Origin of the sequence: Silicimonas algicola (assembly GCF_003970735.1) — a bacterium.
Classification (GTDB): domain Bacteria; phylum Pseudomonadota; class Alphaproteobacteria; order Rhodobacterales; family Rhodobacteraceae; genus Silicimonas; species Silicimonas algicola.
This window is the reverse complement of sequence record NZ_CP034588.1, coordinates 2,981,225-2,999,370: the sequence shown is the minus strand read 5'-3', so window position 1 is coordinate 2,999,370 and position 18,146 is coordinate 2,981,225. Positions and strand designations below refer to the sequence as shown.

Annotated in this window: 16 protein-coding genes; 11 read left to right on the top strand and 5 right to left on the bottom strand. The window is 66.1% G+C overall.

Annotated features, from left to right (window positions below):
* Positions 1-6 precede the first annotated feature (6 nt).
* Together EF888_RS14685 and EF888_RS14680 are read right to left on the bottom strand one after the other, a co-directional pair.
* Positions 7-1,404 (bottom strand): MmgE/PrpD family protein, encoded by a 1,398-nt coding sequence (locus EF888_RS14685; protein WP_109760703.1) that lies wholly within the window; start codon positions 1,402-1,404, stop codon positions 7-9.
* A complete protein-coding gene (locus EF888_RS14680; RefSeq protein ID WP_109760704.1) occupies positions 1,401-2,327 on the bottom strand; it encodes an isocitrate lyase/PEP mutase family protein in 927 nt (308 codons plus the stop codon). The genes EF888_RS14685 and EF888_RS14680 overlap by 4 nt, the downstream gene beginning before the upstream one ends.
* Before the next feature lie 253 nt (positions 2,328-2,580).
* Between EF888_RS14680 and EF888_RS14675 the strand changes: the two genes are divergently transcribed.
* The 7 genes from EF888_RS14675 (at position 2,581) to EF888_RS14645 (ending at position 12,154) form a co-directional block, all read left to right on the top strand.
* Positions 2,581-3,975 (top strand): MmgE/PrpD family protein, encoded by a 1,395-nt coding sequence (locus tag EF888_RS14675; protein ID WP_109760705.1) that lies wholly within the window; start codon positions 2,581-2,583, stop codon positions 3,973-3,975.
* Between the two features lie 23 nt (positions 3,976-3,998).
* Complete coding sequence (tcuA, locus tag EF888_RS14670) at positions 3,999-5,528, top strand: FAD-dependent tricarballylate dehydrogenase TcuA (RefSeq protein ID WP_109760706.1); 1,530 nt, start codon at positions 3,999-4,001, stop codon at positions 5,526-5,528.
* A 57-nt stretch (positions 5,529-5,585) separates the two neighbouring features.
* Entirely contained in the window at positions 5,586-6,692 is a 1,107-nt protein-coding gene (locus tag EF888_RS14665; RefSeq protein WP_109760707.1) for a Bug family tripartite tricarboxylate transporter substrate binding protein, read from the top strand.
* A gap of 76 nt (positions 6,693-6,768) precedes the next feature.
* Positions 6,769-7,854 carry a hypothetical protein gene (locus EF888_RS14660; RefSeq protein ID WP_109760708.1) on the top strand — a complete coding sequence of 362 codons (1,086 nt, stop codon included), beginning with the start codon at positions 6,769-6,771 and terminating at the stop codon, positions 7,852-7,854.
* Positions 7,855-7,858: 4 nt separating this feature from the next.
* The gene (locus EF888_RS14655; RefSeq protein WP_109760709.1) at positions 7,859-9,184 is read left to right on the top strand and encodes an MmgE/PrpD family protein; all 1,326 of its coding nucleotides are present in this window, start codon (positions 7,859-7,861) and stop codon (positions 9,182-9,184) included.
* A 150-nt stretch (positions 9,185-9,334) separates the two neighbouring features.
* Entirely contained in the window at positions 9,335-10,453 is a 1,119-nt protein-coding gene (locus EF888_RS14650; protein WP_109760710.1) for a type 2 periplasmic-binding domain-containing protein, read from the top strand.
* Positions 10,454-10,480: 27 nt separating this feature from the next.
* Positions 10,481-12,154, top strand: coding sequence for a thiamine pyrophosphate-binding protein (locus EF888_RS14645; protein ID WP_109760711.1), 1,674 nt, complete (start codon positions 10,481-10,483; stop codon positions 12,152-12,154).
* A 55-nt stretch (positions 12,155-12,209) separates the two neighbouring features.
* Here EF888_RS14645 and terL read toward each other — a convergent pair whose 3' ends face one another.
* Genes terL through EF888_RS14630 form a run of 3 tightly spaced genes read right to left on the bottom strand, consistent with a single transcriptional unit; the run spans position 12,210 to position 15,551 of the window.
* Entirely contained in the window at positions 12,210-13,676 is a 1,467-nt protein-coding gene (gene terL / locus EF888_RS14640; RefSeq protein ID WP_109760712.1) for a phage terminase large subunit, read from the bottom strand.
* Positions 13,673-14,101 (bottom strand): DUF5681 domain-containing protein, encoded by a 429-nt coding sequence (locus EF888_RS14635; protein WP_109760713.1) that lies wholly within the window; start codon positions 14,099-14,101, stop codon positions 13,673-13,675. Before EF888_RS14635 ends, terL begins: the two co-directional genes overlap by 4 nt.
* Positions 14,088-15,551, bottom strand: coding sequence for a DNA methyltransferase (locus tag EF888_RS14630; protein WP_241239681.1), 1,464 nt, complete (start codon positions 15,549-15,551; stop codon positions 14,088-14,090). The genes EF888_RS14635 and EF888_RS14630 overlap by 14 nt, the downstream gene beginning before the upstream one ends.
* Before the next feature lie 566 nt (positions 15,552-16,117).
* On the opposite strand from EF888_RS14630, the gene EF888_RS21895 reads away from it, so the two are divergent.
* The 4 genes from EF888_RS21895 (at position 16,118) to EF888_RS14610 (ending at position 17,851) form a co-directional block, all read left to right on the top strand.
* Positions 16,118-16,342 carry a DUF3489 domain-containing protein gene (locus tag EF888_RS21895; RefSeq protein WP_109760714.1) on the top strand — a complete coding sequence of 75 codons (225 nt, stop codon included), beginning with the start codon at positions 16,118-16,120 and terminating at the stop codon, positions 16,340-16,342.
* Positions 16,339-16,728: a DUF2924 domain-containing protein gene (locus EF888_RS14620; RefSeq protein ID WP_206508328.1), complete on the top strand. Its 390-nt coding sequence runs from the start codon at positions 16,339-16,341 to the stop codon at positions 16,726-16,728. Before EF888_RS21895 ends, EF888_RS14620 begins: the two co-directional genes overlap by 4 nt.
* The gene (locus EF888_RS22075) at positions 16,728-17,456 is read left to right on the top strand and encodes a recombinase family protein (protein WP_206508326.1); all 729 of its coding nucleotides are present in this window, start codon (positions 16,728-16,730) and stop codon (positions 17,454-17,456) included. Before EF888_RS14620 ends, EF888_RS22075 begins: the two co-directional genes overlap by 1 nt.
* A gap of 71 nt (positions 17,457-17,527) precedes the next feature.
* Entirely contained in the window at positions 17,528-17,851 is a 324-nt protein-coding gene (locus tag EF888_RS14610) for a hypothetical protein (protein ID WP_109760716.1), read from the top strand.
* Positions 17,852-18,146 lie beyond the last annotated feature (295 nt).

Below are 18,146 nucleotides of genomic sequence, written 5' to 3'. Positions count from 1 at the left end.
ACCGGGTTAGGCTGCAGCGAGCAAGGCGATCAGCGTGCCGGCATCGTCGAGGTTGTCCATCCTCAGCACTGCGTCGGCCAGCTCCCGGGCCTGCGCCTCGGGCAGGGCCTTGGTCGCCAGTTTCATGAACTTGTCCACGATGTCGGCCTCTGTCGCGAACGATTTTTCGCTGCCGCGCGGCGCCTCGACCGTTTCCTCGTGGACGCTGCCGTCGGTGAGTTGGACCTCGACCCGGACCATGTGCCGGAACCGCGACCCGCGCGCGGTGATGGCGGGATCCTCGCGGCAGGTGACCCGGCGCGAGAGCGAGATCCGGTCGGCGTTGTCCACCACATCGGGAGTGAACTGGTCCACGAATACGTCGCCTTCGATCAGCAGGGTCGCTACGCAGAACGGCAGGTTCAATTGGGCCGAGGTCAGGCCTTCGGGTCGGTAGGGCCAGCCAACATGATCGACCGTGACCTGGCTGCCGTGCACCACGATCTCCTTCAACTCGTCCAGTGTGAAGGGCCGCCGCGACTGGATCGCGCGGATTGCGTCGAGCGTTGTGTGGTTGCTGCCGACGCAGGAATAGAACTTGAGCGCGATCTTCTCCGTCTCCCACCGCTCGCCAAGATCGGCCGAAAGCTCGGTCATGTCGAAGCGATCGGTGGAGCGCGAAAACGTGGTGCAGAACCCGCCATAAGGCGCCTCGAGCACGTCGCGGATGCCGGTGAAGCCGTCCTTCGCAAACAGCGCCCCATACAGCCCGCTTTGTGAGGACCGCCCGGCGTGCATCCGTTTCACCATCGCGCCGTATTGCGCGGCCATCAGCCCGGCGGCCTGCGTCCCGGCGATCCCCAGCGCGTTCTGCGTCTGCTCGGCGTCCAGCCCGAGCGCGCGGGACGCCCCCGCCGCGGCGGAAAACACGCCGAGCGTCGCGCCGGAATGCCAGCCCTGGCCGATGTGTTCCTGCCCCATGCAGATGCCGACGCGGGGCCCGATCTCGTAGCCTGCGACGATGGCGGTCAGGAAGTCGCGACCGCTGATCGGGCTGCCTTCGACAGCCGCGATCAGCGCCGGCAACGTCACCGCGCCGACATGCAGGACGCCGACCCGGTGCACGTCATCCAGTTCGAACCCTTGCACCTGCGTGCCGTTCACCAACGCCGCGTGGGGCGCCGACAGCCGCTGCGCCGTGCCCCAGACCGAACACCCGGTCGAGCTGTCGATCCGGCCCAGCGTGTCCTGCAGGATCCGCGTCCACGGCAGGTTCGCGCCATAGAGCGCACAGCCCAGCGAATCTAGCACCAGAAGCTTGATCCGGGTCCGCACGCTGGCGGGGATGTCCTCGTAGCGCAGGCCGGACACGAATTCGGCGATGCGGCGGGTATGGGTGTCGTCAAAGGCGGTGTGGGCGGTCATGGCCGGGCTCCGTCAGCGGGGGGGTGGTCGGGAAGAACGGTCGCCGCGATGTTTTCGTCCAGCCGTTCGTAGTCATAGTAGCCGATCCGCTCGTAAAGCTCGGCCCGGGTCATCATCGCGGACAGGTCGGCAGACACGTCGCCGTTGGCAATCAGCCGGCCGTAGAATTCCTCCATCGCCCGCCCCGCGACGCGCAGCGCGGACACCGGGTAGATCACGAGGTTGACGCCCCAGGCGGTCCAGTCAGACAGCGGGATGATTGGCGTCCGCCCGAATTCCGTCATGTTGCCGAGCAGCGGGATGTCGAGCGCCCCGCGCACCTCGCGCACCATGTCGGCCGAAGTCATCGCCTCGACAAAGACGATGTCGGCGCCGGCGTTCACATAGGCCCGCGCCCGTGTCAGCGCCTCGTCGAGCGAGATCATCACCGCATCGGTGCGAGCGCAGATCAGCAGGCTGTCGGCGGCCTTCTTCGCCGCCGCGACCTTGCGGCACATATCGTCCATCGGGACCAGCCGCTTGTCGTTCAGGTGGCCGCACTTCTTGGGGAAGTCCTGATCCTCGATCTGGATCGCGGCGGCGCCTGCGGATTCCAGTTCGCGCACCGCGCGCATGACATTCAGCGCTTCTCCGAACCCGGTGTCGCCGTCCACGATCAGGGGCAGGCCGCTGGCTCGCACCACGGTGCGGGCGGCGCGAGTAACATCTTCCATCGTCAACAGACCGAGGTCGGGAAGCGCCATCGACGCCGACAGCGCCGCACCGGACAGATACAGCGCCTGGAATCCGGCGCGTTTGGCGAGCAAGGCCGACAGCCCGTCCCAGCATCCGGCCACCGCCGTGGTGCCGCCGCCATCGATCAGCGCCTGCAGGGTCGGCGGGGCGTGAGGCCGCGCGTCGCGGTTCAGAAGCCAGTCGGTCATGTGTCCCTCCAGTCGTCGGCGTCCGAGGCAAGTGTGCCCTGCCGGTGCACCTATTCTGCCGATGCGGGTCCTCGATACTGTTCGGTCTCAGTATACCAAAAACCGGAACTCGGTCTGCCTGCGTCATGGCACCTGGGACCATGCAAGGTCAAGAGGCTGGGGCGATACAGAAAGAACTGGCGCCCGGCAGCGCAGGACTGGTATACCATTTTTGAAATGATCTGGATCTCGAATCGAACGTGACTGGTGTTCCATGCTGAATGAGGTGGCACGGCGACTGCTGGCGATCCGGTTCGACACGCTGCCCAAGGTAGCCGTGGCGACCGCCGTCGATGCGATCCTCGATACCGTAGGCGTCACGCTGGCCGGGGCGCCGGAACCGGCGGCACTGGCTGCGCGCGCCGCACTGGTCGCCGGGGGCGGAAGTTCCGGGGCGGCGACCCTCTTTGGGCTGCCAGACACAGCCGGGGTACTGGACGCTGCGCTGGCGAACGGCACGGCGAGCCACGCACTCGACTTCGATGACTGTTCCAACACGCTGGGCGGCCACCCCTCGGCTCCCATCATACCGGCACTCTGGGCGTTGGCCGAGGCGGAGGGTGGAACGGGACGCGCCCTGATCGCCGCCTATGTCGCCGGATTCGAGGTCGAGACCCGGATTGGCCGCGCCGTCAATTTCCACCATTATGAAAAGGGCTGGCACCCTACTGCGACGTTGGGGATCTTCGGCGCCGCCGCCGCATCGGCCCACCTGATGCGGCTGGACGCGGAGCGCACGGCAATGGCGCTGGCGTTGGCGGCCACAATGTCCTCGGGGCTCAAGGCCAACTTCGGCACCATGGCCAAGCCGTTCCACGTCGGCCACTGCGCCCGCAACGGGCTGTTCGCCGCGCTTCTGGCGCGAGAGGGCATGACCGCCAACCCCGAGGCGCTGACCCATCCGCAAGGGTTCTTCGAAGTGCTGAACAGCCCGGGCACCTATGCGCCGGAACGCGTGCTGGAGCAATTCGCCGACCCGCTCGACATCGTGGAAACTGGTGTCGCGTTCAAACGCCACCCCTGCTGCGCCAGCACCCACCCGGCAATCGACGCGCTGCTGGCCCTGCGCGCCGACCAGGGCCTGACGGCGGACGACGTGTCCCACGTCCTGTCCTGGACCCACCCGCGCCGGCTGCGCCATACCAACCGGCCTAGCCCCTCCAGCGGTCTCGATGCCAAGTTTTCCGTCCAGTATGTGCTGGCCCGCGCGCTCCGGCACGGGATCGTCAGTCTCGACCATTTCAGCGATGTCGCGATGGCCGACCCGGCGACGCGCGACCTGATGGCACGGATCACCGCCGAACCGCACCCCGAGGCGCGGATGGACACGACCGAGCACTTCTTTGGCGAGGTGACGCTGACGCTGGCCGATGGCCGCGTGCTGCGGCACCGCGTCGAACGCCCCGTGGGGCGCGACCGCGACCACCCGCTGCCGCCCGGCGCGCTGCACGCCAAGTTCCGCGACTGTGCAGGCCGCTCGCTCGACACGGACCGGACCGATCGCCTGCTGGCCGCGCTGGTGGCGCTTCCCGACCTCCCGCGCATCGCAGACCTGTCGGACCTGCTGCGCGCGCCACGGCCCGGTCTGTCCCGCCGCGCCGCCCTCTGATCCATCGACCTGAAGGAGTTCCTATGACCCCGATCGACCTGCGCCAGTTTCAACCCGATGTGATCGTCGTCGGCGCCGGCAATGCCGCCCTCAGTGCGGCCATCTCGGCGCAGGAGAACGGCGCCCGGCCGCTGATCGTCGAGGCCGCGCCGTTCGAGGAACGGGGGGGCAACTCGCACTATACTGGCGGCGCGTTCCGCTTCGCCTACGACGGGGTGGACGACCTCTTGGAGATTTGCCCGGCGATGGCCGAGGAGGACCTGACGCAGATCGATTTCGGCACCTACACCGAGGAACAGTATTTCGACGACATGTTCGAGCTGACGCAGTTCCGCACCGACCCCGAGCTGTGCGAGATCCTAGTCCGGTCGAGCAAGGAGACTGCTAAGTGGGTCGCCCAGCAGGGCGTTAAGATGTGGCCAGGCCTCGGCCGGCAGGCCTACAAGGTCGACGGTAAGTTCCGGTTCTGGGGCGGGCTCGCTCTGCACATCTCGGGCGGAGGGCCGGAGATGCTTGCAGCACTCTATGCCCGGGCCGAGGTGCTGGGGATCCCGGTCGCCTACGAGACGCCGGCCGTCGAATTGCTGCGCGACGGCGACCGCGTCACCGGCGTCGCGGTGATGAGCAAGGGCGAGCGGGTGGAGCTTCGCGCCGGTGCCGTGGTGCTGGCCTGCGGCGGGTTCGAATCGAACCCCGAGATGCGGGCGCGCTACCTCGGCCCCGGCTGGGACCTCGCCAAGGTGCGCGGGACGCGGTTCAACATGGGCGCGGGCCTGCGCATGGCACTGGCCATCGGGGCGCGCAGCCACGGCAACTGGTCGGGCTGCCATTCCGTCGCCTGGGACGTGAACGCGCCGCCCTTTGGCGATCTGGCCATCGGCGACCAGTTCCAGAAGCACAACTATCCATATGGTATCCTGGTGAACGCCAAGGGCGAGCGCTACGTTAACGAGGGCGCCAACTTCCACTCGCACACCTATGCCAAGTATGGCGGCGAGATCCTGAAACAGCCGGGCATGTTCGCCTGGCAGGTGTTCGACGACAAGACGCGGCACCTGCTGCGAGGCGAATACCGCATCCGTCGCGTGACCAAGGTTGAATCCGACACCATCGACGGGCTGGCCGAGCAACTGGACGGCGTCGATACCGAAGCCTTCCTGCGCATGGTGCGCGACTTCAACGCCGCCTGCCGCACCGACACCCCGTTTGACCCGAACGTCCGCGACGGCCGCCGGACCGAGGGGCTAGCCATCGACAAGACCAACTGGGCCAACCCGATCGACACCCCGCCATTCCACGCCTACCACGTCACCACGGGCATCACCTTCACCTTCGGCGGGCTCAAGGTGACGACAGATACGGCGGTCGAATCAGAATTTGGCGCGCCAATCGCCGGCCTTTATGCCGCGGGCGAAATCGTTGGCGGGCTGTTCGTCCACAACTACGCCAGCGGCACCGGCCTGATGTCGGGCGCGACCTTCGGCCGGATCGCCGGTCGAAACGCGGCCCGGCACGCGCAGGTCGCCGACACCGAAACACGCGCCACCGCGTGATCTGAAATCCGACCTGCCCCAAGGGCGGGCGGCCACATCGTCTGGGAGGACAAAGAGATGACAAAACTGACACACAACCGCGGCCGGCGCGGCTTTCTCAAGGGCAGCGTGGCGCTCGGGGCCGCGGCGATCCTGCCGCTGCCGCTGCGCGCGCAGGAGTTCGCGCCCGACGAGATCGAGATGATCGTGCCTTACGGCGCGGGCGGCGGGTCCACCATTCATGCGCGCCTGTTCGCGGGCCCCCTGGGCGAGGCGTTGCCGGGCCAGCCGACGATCCTGATCCGCAACGTCGAAGGCGCCGGGTCCGTCGTCGGCATCAACGAGTTTGCCCAGAACGCCGAACCCGACGGCATGACCATCGGCGCGCTCGGCACCGGCACGTTCTTTCAGTACCTCTTGCGCAACCCGGCGGTACGCTACGACCTGCCGAGCTTTCGCCCGTTCCTCGCCTCTCCCTTCGGCGTGGTGGTCTATGGCCGGACCGATTTCGGTCTGACCGGCGATCCGGCGCATGACATTCCGTTCCTGCAGGAAAATATGCCGGTCTACGGCGGCGACGGCGCCACGGCGGCCGACCTGCCGACGCTGGTGTCGCTGGACCTACTGGGGATCAAGATCCGCCCGGTGTTCGGCCTGTCGAACGCCGACGCACGCGGCGGCTACGAACGCGGCGAATTCCAGGTCAACTTCGACAACATGGCGTCCTGGACCTCGGGCGTGCTGCCGATGATCGAGGAAGGCACGACCGTGCCGCTGTTCACGCTGGGCTACGAACGCAACGGCGTGATCGAACGCGACCCGATGGCGCCCGACGTCCCGACCTTCCTGGAGGTCTACGAGATCGTCCACGGCTCGCCGCTGGAGGGCATCGAATACAGCGTTTGGAAGATGCTCTTCGACATCCGCGTCATGGCGGCCAAGATGTTCGTGCTGCCCGCCGGCACGCCGGACGAGATCCTGCAGATCTACGCCGACGCCGCCGCCGCCGCGATGGCGAGCGAGGCGCTGCAGGGAGAGGCAGCGCAAGACGTACTCGGCCCCTATGACCAGGTCGTGGGGATCGAGGCGGCCGCCGCCGTGCTGAAAGGCGCAGCCGAGGTTAGCGACGAACAGCGCCAGTGGCTGACCGACTGGCTGCTCGAGGTCTATGACGTCACGCTCTGACCTTGCCTGACTTGGGACGCGCCCCGGTGCAAGCCGGGGCGCGATCTATCTTAGCGCCAACGCACAAGGCCGCCCGATGCCCCTGATCCTCGACAACGACGCGGTGGCGCGGCTGGTGACGCCGGCCGACGTGGTTGCGACGCTCGACACCGCCTACTGCGCCTATGCCGAGGGCCGGTCGCTGACCGCGCCACGGCTTGATTTCCAGTCGCCGCAAGGGCAGGGCGGGCAGAACTGGCAACTCGGGCTGGCCGCAGGCCTGGGACCCGACCGGTGGGCCTGCCTGAGGATCAAGTCCGACGTGATCTATCGCCGGACCGTCGACGGTCGCCCCCGCAAGGAGAAATTCTGCGTCGAGCCCGGCACCTACATGGGCCTCTTGATGGTATTCGACATGATCGACGGCGCCCTGCGCGCCATCGTCCACGACGGGCTGATCCAGCAGATGCGCGTCGGCGCGGATTCCGCGCTGGGCGTGCGCTACATGGCGCGCGAGGATGCGGTGAGCCTCGGCGTCCTCGGAGCCGGCGGCATGGCCCGCACCCATATCGACGCAATCCAGCATGTCCGGCCGATCCGCCGCATTCGCATCTACGCCCCGACTCGGGTCAATGCCGAGGCGCTTGCCGCAGAGGCACGCGCCCGTCACGGCATCGACGCCACGGCAGTGGACAGCGCCGAGGCGGCAGCCGCAGGGGCCGACATCCTGTCCGCCTGCACCAATGCGATCGGCCCCGTCGTCCCCGGCGCGGCGCTGGACCCCGGCACACATGTCACCTGCATCGGCGGCACGCTCGATTCCGTGGCGGATGGCCGCGTGGACCGCGCGCTGCGCTTCGGCACCGCGTCCGGCCCGATCGAGGTGCCGGACTGGGCGGTCGAGGACGAAGGCGTGACCTTTTCACGGGGTGAAAAGGCGGGGGCAGGCACCGCGCGGCGGTTCCACGCGATCCCCCGCGACCGCCGGGTTATGTTCGCCGACTTGTTGGCCGACCCGTCGCTCGGGCGCACCGCCGCCAGCCAGATCACCTTTTCCGAACGCGGCAACATTCACGGCGTTCAGTTCGCCGCTCTCGCGGGCCTGATCGTCGAACGGGCCGTCGCGCTGGGTGAAGGCGTCGCGCTGGACGACGCGCTTTTCCTGCAGAACATAAGGAACTGACGCCATGGCAGATCGATCCGCGGGCACGGTCGCCGAGACACATGCCGCGTTCGCGCGCGACCTGAGCCTTCACGACATCCCGCCCCACGTCGCGCAACTGGCCCGCCATTGCCTAGTCGATGCGCTGGGCTGCGCGATGTTCGGCCGGCAACTCCCGTGGTCGAGGATGATCCTGGCCGAGGCGGTTGAAACCGGTTCGGGCGGCCCCTGCGAGATCCCCGGCGAACCCGGCTTGCGTCTGCACCCGCCCCAGGCGGCGCTGGCCCTCGGCGCATTTTGCCACGCCTTCGAACTCGACAGCCTGCGCAAGCCCGGGGCCGGCGTCCATGCCGGTGCGACCGTGGCGCTGCCCGCCTTGGCCGTGGCGCAGGCGGTCGGCGCGTCGGACGACGACCTGATCGCGGCCATCGTCGCGGGTTGCGAGACGATGTTCCGGCTGGGTGCCGCGACGCTGCACACGCCTGAGAAGTCCGGCTTTCACGCCCCCGGCCTGACCGGCCCCTTTGGCGCGGCCATCGCCTGCGGCCGGCTGATGGGCCTGTCCGCGACGCAACTCGCCAATGCCCAGGGTATCGCCGGGTCGCTCGCCTCGGGACTTCTGGCCTTTGCCGCGTCGGGGCAGGGTGGCATGGTGAAACGGCTGCACCTCGGCCGGGCGGCGGAATCGGGCGTGCTGGCGGCACGCCTCGCCGCGCGCGGGTTCGAGGCGCCGCATGCGGTGATCGAGGGGCCCTATGGATTCCTCGACGCCTTTTGTTCGGATACCGCACCTGACCTTTTGACCCAGGGCCTCGGCACCAACTGGGCACTCGAAACGCTCTGCCTGAAACGGTACGCCTGCCACATTACCGCCCACGCTCCGGTGGAGGCGCTGCGCGGGATGATGGCCGACCACGGCTTTGGCGGGGCCGCCATCGCGGAAATCTCGTTGCAGGGCAGCGAGAAACTGGTCTCGCACCATGCCGGCAAGGCGCCGACTGACATCGGGCTGGCACAATACAGCGCGCCATTCGTGTTGGCGCTGTCGGCCTACCGCGACCCCGAGGATCCGGCGGCGTTCTCGGACGATGCGCTGACCGACTCCGGCATCCTCGACCTGATGCGGCGCATTACCGTGACCGAACGGCCGGGCGGCGGGGCCAAGGGCTGGGGGGTAGATCTGACGGTGGTGTTGCGCGACGGCACGCGCCTGACCGAGACCCGCGACAGTTTCGAGGGCACACCGGAACGGCCGCTCTCGGGGGAACAGGTCTGCGGCAAGGCGATGCGGCTCGCCGGGGACGATGCTGCAGAGATGGAGGCGCTGTGCCGGCGCTTCCTGCCAAGGTGATCCCGTGGTCGTTAGAATACTGAAAAACTCTATATAAGAAATGCGATCGCGGATCGAATCTATAGACGGTATACCATTTGTACGCTAGCCTCCCTGCCATGCGCGCCGGGGCGGAGGAGCGGCTCGGCGCCCGAAAGGGAGGATAGAACGATGAAGGATCGCAACCCGATGGACCACCTCCGCCGGCGCATCGCCGCGCCTCTGGCGGGGTTTGCCCTCGCGCTGGCGGCAGGGCCGCTGGCGGCGCAGTCGGACACCGATTTCGCCGGTGAAACGGTCGAGATGATCGTGCCCTACGGCCCGGGCGGCGGCACCACAGCCTTTGCCCGGCTGTTCGTGGCGCCGCTGCAGGACACCCTGCAGGGCGGCCCGACCGTGCTGCTCCGCAACATCGAAGGAGGGGGGTCGATCGTCGGCACCAACGAGTTCGTCAACATGGCCGAAACTGACGGCCGCACCATCCTGGCCATCGGCGCCAGCACCATCCTGAACCAGGTGTTCCAGGATCCCGCCGTGCGCTACGATCTGGGCGCGATGGTCCCGATCATCTCGTCGCCCGCCGGGACCGTGGTCTACGCCCGCCGCGACTACAACGGTGGCCTGCCCGAGGATCCGGTCAAGGCGATCCGTGTGCTGATCGAGAACCCGCCGGTGATCGCGGCACAGACTCTGACGTCGTCCGACCTTGGCGTACTGCTCAGCTACGACCTGCTTGGCATTCGGCCGCAGGTAGTGTTCGGCATTAGCCTCGGCGAATCGCGCGGCGGGCTGGAACGCGGCGAATTCCAGATGCGCCACGACACCATGCTGTCCTATGCCAACGCGGTCGTGCCGCTCATCGAGGACGGCGTGGTGCAGCAGCTCTTCACCATGGGCTACGAACAGGACGGAGTGATCGGCCGCGATCCCGTTGCCCCCGACGTGCCGACGTTCCTCGAGGTCTACGAGGCGGTGCATGGCGAACCGCTGGACGGAATCGAATACCAGGTGTGGAAGTCGCTGTTCGACATCCGTGTCACCGCCGGGAAGATGATCCTGCTGCCTGAAGGCACGCCCGCCGACATGGTCGCCGCCTACGAGGCCGCTATCACGGATGCGATGGACCATCCCGACCTGACCAGCGCCGCCGCGCAAGAGGTTATGGGAGACTATCCGCAGCTGATTGGGGCCGAGGCGACGGGCCGCGTGCTGACCGGCGCGCTGAGCCTCAGCGGCGCGCCGATGGACTGGCTGCAGGACTGGGCCGATGACCGCTACGGCGGCTTCTGATCCAGTCCACAGAAAAGGGCCAGCGCCATGACCGACCGAACGATCTACCAGGCGCTGGCCGAGGCGTTTCGTGCCGAAGGCGTTACCGCGCAGTTCGTTCTGATGGGCGACGGTAACATGCACTGGGTCACAGTGATGAAGGACTTGCCTGGTGTGACCACCGTCCACGCCCGGCACGAACACTGCGCCGTCGGCATGGCGATGGGCTACGCCAGCGCCACCGGCGGGGTCGGCGTCGCCTCGGTCACCTGCGGGCCGGGTATCACCCAGATCACGACCGCGCTCGCCTCCGCCGCGCGCAGCCGGGTGCCGGTCGTGGTGCTCGCCGGCGATGTGCCGCTAAAGGCGCGGTTCTACGGGCAGGCCATCGATCAGCAGCCCTTGGTGACCACCTGTGGCGCGCACTACATCGCCGGTCTGCATCCCGTACGGATGCACCAGTATGTGCGCGAGGCGTTCTGGACCGCGCGCCATGAACGCAGGCCCGTGGTGCTGGCGATCCCTTACGATCTGCAGAAACAGCCGATGCCTGACATCGGCCCCTACGTCCCCTCGGACGATCTGATCCCGGTCACTCCACCCTTGCCGCCCGATCCGGCGCAACTCGACGCGCTGGCCAGGCGGCTGGCGTCGGCGCGATGTCCGGTCCTGATCGCCGGGCGCGGCGTGCTGGCTGCCGGGGCGACCGACGAGCTGGCCGAGGTCGCGGACCTGTCGGGGGCATTCCTATCCACCACGCTGCTGGCGCGGGGTCTGTACGACGCACATCCGTTCTCGATGGGTGTCGCGGGCGGCTTTGCACGGCGCGTCGCGCGCGAGGTGTTCGCCGAGGCCGACCTGGTCGTCGCCATCGGTGCGAGCCTAACCTACCACACCGTCGACGGCGGTCGCCTGATCCCGCCCGACGCCCATGTCGTCCAGATCGACCCCGAACCGCTGGGTCTGAGAGAAGGGCTGCGCGCCGCCGACACCTACCTGCGCGCCGACGCGAGGCTTGCAGCGCTGGGACTGCTGGACCGGCTGCGCGCCGGTCCGGCCCCCGCCGCCCGGATGCGGACCGACGCACTCGCCGCCCGCATCCGCGACGAACCGGCGGACCCGACCGACTATGACATCGACCCCGGCACGCTAGACCCCCGGGCGGTGTTCGCGGAGCTGGAAACCGCGATCCCCGGCGACTGGGACGTAGTCAGCGGGTCCGGCCACCAGTCCTATTTCCACACCGTGATGCGCGGGCAGGCGCCCGGCCGCTACCATGTCATGCGCGACTTCGGCGCCATCGGAAACGCGATTTCCTATGCCATCGGCGTGGCCGTGGCGCGAGGCGACGGGCGAGTCGTTCTGTATGAAGGCGACGGCAGCCTGCTGATGCACGTGCAGGAACTGGAGTGTCTGCAACGGCAGGGCATCCGGCTGCTGGTCGTCTGTTCCAACGACGGCGCCTACGGGGCCGAGATCCACAAGCTGCGCGAGGACGGGATGGACGACAGCGGCGCGATCTTTGGCCGTACCGACCTTGGCGCCATCGCCCGCGGGTTCGGGTTGACCGGCGAGACGGTGACGGAGCTTGGTCATTTTGCCGACCTGCGCGCCGCCTACGAGGCCGGGACCAAGGCGGCGGTCTGGAATGTCCATGTCTCGGACAAGGTGGTTAACCCGCGGATGCGGCTCAATATCAAGGCTGGTCACGGCACCCGCTGATTTGCCCCGGCGGTGCCCTGGCCGAGGTGCGCGTCACATTCGAACCTTCGCTCCATTATCCCCGCAATCTCGGCCGTTCCCGTCGCGCGATCCTCGTAGGATGCTCTCGCGGCAATGCCCGCCAGAAGCCCGTGCCCTTGGACCAGTTCAAGAGCTGGCTGAAACTGTCGACCTGGTCGTCGTACCGCCCGCGAGGGAAGCTCTGCAGCTCTCGCCGGAACTCCGCCAACCAAGGTGCGTCCTTCGGAAGAAGGACCTCACCAGCCTCCACCGGCGAACAAGAGGCGTTGAACCGGACTTCCTTGTCCTGAACCGGGGTGATCGCACGGAAGCGGCGCCGGTTCGCTGGAAGACATTCCTGAAGGATAGGTATGCCGGTCGCTGCTTTCTCGATGAGTACAGCATCGGCCGACCAGGTGTGCCCTAGCGTCAGGACGTTTTTCTTCAGGTCCGGGTAGTCGAGGCGGTCGCGCAAGACGTCGAGGAGCCACCACTGGCGGCGATAGTATCCCCACGTTGTGCAGACCGAGTAGTCTGATCGAGCGTCTGCGGACATACCTGTGTCCCAGCTTTGCACCACGAGCTCGTACTGGTGGCGCTCGAGCTGGCTATCGTAGGTACCGAACCATTCCCACCGCAGGACGGAGCCGTCAGTGGCGATCGGGTTCTGTTGGTACTGACAGTTGAACGTGGCCGTTCCCATCTCCTTGCGCATCTCGTCGAGCTTCTCGGGTGGCAGGCGCGCCGGGGAGAGCACGTCGCCTGGACGCCTGAGGTGCACACGGCCCCGCGTAAGCGGCACCCGTTCTTCGATTTCTGCGATCGCGGGCAGGTTGAGGTGGCGATAAATGCCTTTCGACAGGAGATGTCCTGCAGGGTCGACTTCGTGAAGCCGCTGCTGGATGCAGATCACCCGGCCCTCGGACGGGTTGTCGAAGCGCGACAACAAGGAGGCATCCATGAACTCCTGCGCCCGGCAAAGCTCGGTCTCGCTCTGCGCATCGCTGGCTTTCAGGAGATCGTCGATCACGAGGACGTCGCAGCCGTGCCCGGTAACCGCTCCACCGATGGAGACGGCCTTGCGGCCGCCTCCTGCCGTTGTGCTGATTTCATCCTGGGTATTGCGCCTCGACGCGAGCCGCGTCGCCGGAAACGTGGCTCGATACCAGGCGCTTTCCATCACGCGTCGACAGTCGGCGCCATGCTTGCGCGCGAGGTCAAGGCCGTAGCTTGCCGAGATGATTTTCACGCGCGGGTTATGTCCGAGCAGGAAAGCAGTGAACGCCACGGCGACGGTGATCGACTTCAGGTGCCGCGGCGGAACGGTGATGACGAGGCGCTTGTCGCGCCCCGACTTGACGTCCTCGAGCGCCTGACACATCGCATCGATATACCAGCCGTCGACGAACTCCGTCAGACCACCGTGAAGCTCGGCAAAGACCTTTATCGCGAACGCCCGAAAATCGCCCGCATAGACCGCGCGAACCATCGCCCCGACATCTTCTGGAGACTGCTGTGTCATGACACGTCCCCCGAGACATCTTCACCGGCTGCTTCGATCTCCTGCGCCAGATAGCGCATGATCTCTAGGTCGCTGTCGGTGATCCTGAACGGCGTCCCGCCATCCGGTCCATCTCTGTCTTCCGATACCTGATCGCGCCGCGCGTCGTAGAACTTCATCAGGTCAATGATCTTGGCTAGGGCGCGGGGATCCCCCTTTAGGGCGTCGACTGACAGCTTTTGCATCAGCGCTTCCGCCAAAGGAACTTTCCTGGCTCCGCGTTCGTCCCTGATGGAGACCTTGCGGAACAGGGTCTCCTCGATGAGCGTCGAGATGTTGCGGCTGCCCTTCGGCCGGCCTTTCGGATTGCCAGACTGGCCCTTTTTGAAGCGTGTCGCGGCAGGCGGCTTCCTATATCCGACGTCAAAATCATCAGGCTGCGACATCATTCGCCTCCTCGCCCCGGGCTCCGCGGATCTCCGCGAAGCTCTCGCCCGTAGCATCGAGCACAGCCTCCTCGCCGGTCATCTCCTGCCAGCGGCGGATCGCAACGTCGCAGTAGAGGGGGTCGAGTTCGATCAGGCGCGCCACACGCCCGGTGCTCTCCGCCGCGAGGAGGGTCGAGCCCGAGCCGCCGAAGCAGTCCAGCACCACATCGCCGCGGTCGGTTACATCCATGAGGGCGTCGGCAACGAGGGCCGTCGGCTTGACCGTCGGGTGGTCCGCGAGATCTGCCTCGCGGCCTTTACCGAAGCTATTGACACCTGCGTAGTCCCAGACATTGGTCCGGTTCCGACCATGGCGGCCAAGCTCGACATTGTTGACGTGCGGTGCGCCGGGCCGCTTGAAGATGCAGACGAGTTCATGTTTTGAGCGGTAGAGCGATCCCATGCCGCCGTTCGACTTGTTCCAGACACAGAGGTTGATGAGTTCGAAACCGGCAGCCTTTCCGGCCCGGATCAGCTCTTGGATGTGGCGCCAATCCATGCAGACCATTGCAATGGCGCCAGGCGGGAGTACTTCGCGCAGGCGAGCAAACATCGTGGCGAGAAAGCTGTAAAACTCGTCGGCGGTCATCTCGCCTGAGGCCATCGCGAACTCGCGATGAGCAGTCGCTCCGCCGGACCGAACATGTCCCTGAACGGGCACATTGTAAGGCGGATCGGTGAACGCCATCCGAGGCGTGGTCCCAGCGAGCAGGCGGGCGTAGGTTGTCGCCTCCAAGCTGTCTCCGCAGAGCAGGCTATGGCGCCCGAGGCTCCATAGATCGCCCTGGCGGGTGATCGCTCGTGCCTCAGTATCGGGAAATTCCACAATCTCGGGCGCTGCCTCGGCCGAACCCGAAGGTCCCGCCAGCCTGAAATCGATCTCGCCCATTTCGAAGCCGGTCAGGGTGAGATCGAAGTCGAGCGTCCCGTCGAGAACGAGCTCCGACAACTCGGCAAACTCGATGCGGAGGTTGTCCTCGTCCCACTCCGACAAGCTGGCCAGCTTGTTGTCGGCGATGCGGAGCGCGCGGACTTGCGTATCGCTCAGATGATCGACGACCACCGCCGGGACCATCGCCATGCCGAGCGTCTTTGCGGCTTCCACACGGCCATGGCCGGCGATGATCGTGCCGTCCGACTTGATCACGATCGGGATGACGAAGCCGAATTGCGCGATACCGTCTGCGAGCTTCCTGATGCTCTTCTTGGTGTGACGCCGGTTGTTGTGCTCGTAGGCGCTGAGCGAGGTAATGGCGCGCTCTTCGACGAGCGATGCCATCCAGATGTCGGAAGCCGCCACGGAGACTGCTTCGTCAACTTTGGTTTTGGGCATTGTGGGCCCCTTTCTTCCAGGCGCAGTGCGCCGATCAAGAACAGGACCTGGGCGAGAGAGAGCTAAGGACAGCAACCTCCCGGACCTCGGTCCGCGAAGCTGCCCCTGGAATGCTCTCTCTGCCCGTGCGGGCTCGAGCCTCTGGCTCGGTGAGTGCTGCCCTATGGGACAGTGCCTTCAATAGGTGAAGACACGAGCTGGATAGCGTATCGCGAATTGTCGCGCAAGCCCTTGATTTGTTGACGAATAATTCGAGATACGGAGCGGTGATCGCGTTCATCGTGGCGTGGGAGATGATGTCCGGCAGCAAAGCGAGGCTGGCCGCTTGCGACCCAACGAGCTTTCGTCATCAACACAGCTCATGACGCGTTCCGCCGTTCTGTTAGTTCGTGCACGGCGCCGTGATAGTCCGCGGACGAGGCACGACAGTTGCGCACCTCGCAACAAGATCCACGATCAAGCCGTGGACGACCAAAACCCGCATCGCGAAGGACCAGCTTGAGCTTCAGCTCGACGCGCTGTCTTCGGACTGGACTAGTTGCGAAAGCGGAGCATCAGTGGATGCACGCCCGGCAGATCGCACCCGGGCGCTCCTCAGTACGGGGGCCGGACGACCCGGCCGTAACCAGAGGAGAAGCAAGATGGCTCAATCGCCTACCACCAAATCAGCCAAGTTGAAGAACATGCTCGCACGCCCGAACGGTGCCAGCCTCGACGCCCTCTGCAAGGCGACGGGATGGCAGAAGCACTCGGTCCGCGCAGCGATCCCAAGTGTGCGCAAGGCAGGCCACACCGTCATCCGCGAAGCCAACGGGGACAAGGGGCCTGTATACCGACTCGTCGCCACCGAAAGCGACAGCCAGTGACCGTCGCTGGCCTCGAGCAGATGGACCGGGCCGCGCTTAGCGCGGCCTGGTCCGAGCTTTTCGACACCCCTGTGCCGAAGAGCCTCAGTCAGCCGCTGCTACGGCGCTTCCTCGCGCGACGCTTGCAAGAAGAGGCGGGCGCGTCGCTCTCAGCGCGGCACCGCAAAGTCCTAGCGGACGCGGCAGCGAAGCCAACCCGAAGCGTCCTTCCCGGCGGCCGGCTGATCCGCGAGTGGAACGGGGTCACGCATATCGTCGACGTCACCGAGGCCGGCTTCGTCTGGAACGGTGAGACCCACCGGTCGCTCTCCCAGGTCGCGAAAGCAATCACGGGCGCACACTGGTCGGGGCCTCGCTTCTTCTGCCTCAGGAAAGGAGATCGCTGATGGCGGCCAACCATGTTCGCTGCGCGATCTACACGCGGAAGTCGTCGGACGAGGGTCTCGACCAGAACTTCAACTCGCTCGATGCACAGCACGAGGCCTGCGCGGCCTATATCGCGAGCCAGAAGCATGAAGGCTGGAAGATGCTGCCGACCCGGTACGACGACGGCGGCGTCTCTGGCGGGACGTTGGAGCGCCCTGCGCTTCAGCGCCTCATCGCGGACATCGAGGCACGCCGCGTCGACATGGTGGTCGTCTACAAGATCGATCGGCTGACGCGATCGCTTGCGGACTTCGCAAAGCTCGTCGAGCGGCTGGACGCCTGCGACTGCTCCTTCGTGTCGGTGACGCAGGCCTTCAACACCTCGTCCTCCATGGGTCGACACCGACGTCGACCAGGAAGCAGGGTCGGCTCCATCGCTACTACGTCTCGAACCGGATCATCAGCGGCCGATCCGATCCGACAGCCTGGCGGCTTCCGGCGCGCGAACTGGAGCAAGCCGTCAAAGCCGCGATCGCGTCTCATCTGGGGCAACTGGCCGCAGAACATCGACTCCTTGCTGAGCCGGATGCGACGCACCTGGCTGAGATCGCGCAGCGCCTCCGCGACACAGCGCAGAAAATTGCAACCGGGTGCACTGCGGATGCAGCCTCTATGCTTGCATCGGGGGTACTCAGCAGAGGAAGCATCGACCTCAGGCTTTGCCAGAAGACGCTTGCCCAGGCACTGAACCTGCAACCGTCCGCGCTCGCCGAACGCGCCTTGAGCATCTCCACGCCGTTCGACTTACGTAGGCGTGGCGTGGAAACCAGGATCGTGACGGGCGAGCGTGCGCCCGAAGCTGACCGCACACTTCTCGAAGGTCTGCGTCGCGCCGAGCGATGGTCCGCGGAGATCATCGCAGGCCACTCTGCGCAGGACATCGCGGAGCGCGAGCAATGCTCGCCGCGTCACATCCTCAGAACCGCACATCTGTCGGGACTGTCGCCGCGCATCAAGGCCGCCATCGTCGAAGGGAGGCAGCCCGTCGACCTCACGCTCGATCGCCTGATCCGCGACGACATTCCTCTCGATTTCAGAACCCAGGAAGCTCGCTACGGACTGGATCCGCGCCGTCCCTGTTAGACTCTGAAGCTTCCCTGCTCTTCGCAGAGAGTTCCCGGTTCGCGCAGAAAACTTCCCTGTTAGCTCGCGTAGGGAATTTCTTCTCAACTTATTGATCTTGCGCATGAATTCCTGGAGGTTGCACCGTCAGGAGTGCCGATTTCGCCCGTTTTCCCTGTAGATTCCCTGTTATCAGGGAAATCTGGAAAAGCGGATCTCTGCAAATTGCCGACAGAGACTTGCGTAGGGAATCCGCTACCGATGCGGACAGAGACGCGTCTCTGACTACCTCTCGGGAGCGCAAGCCGCGGAAATC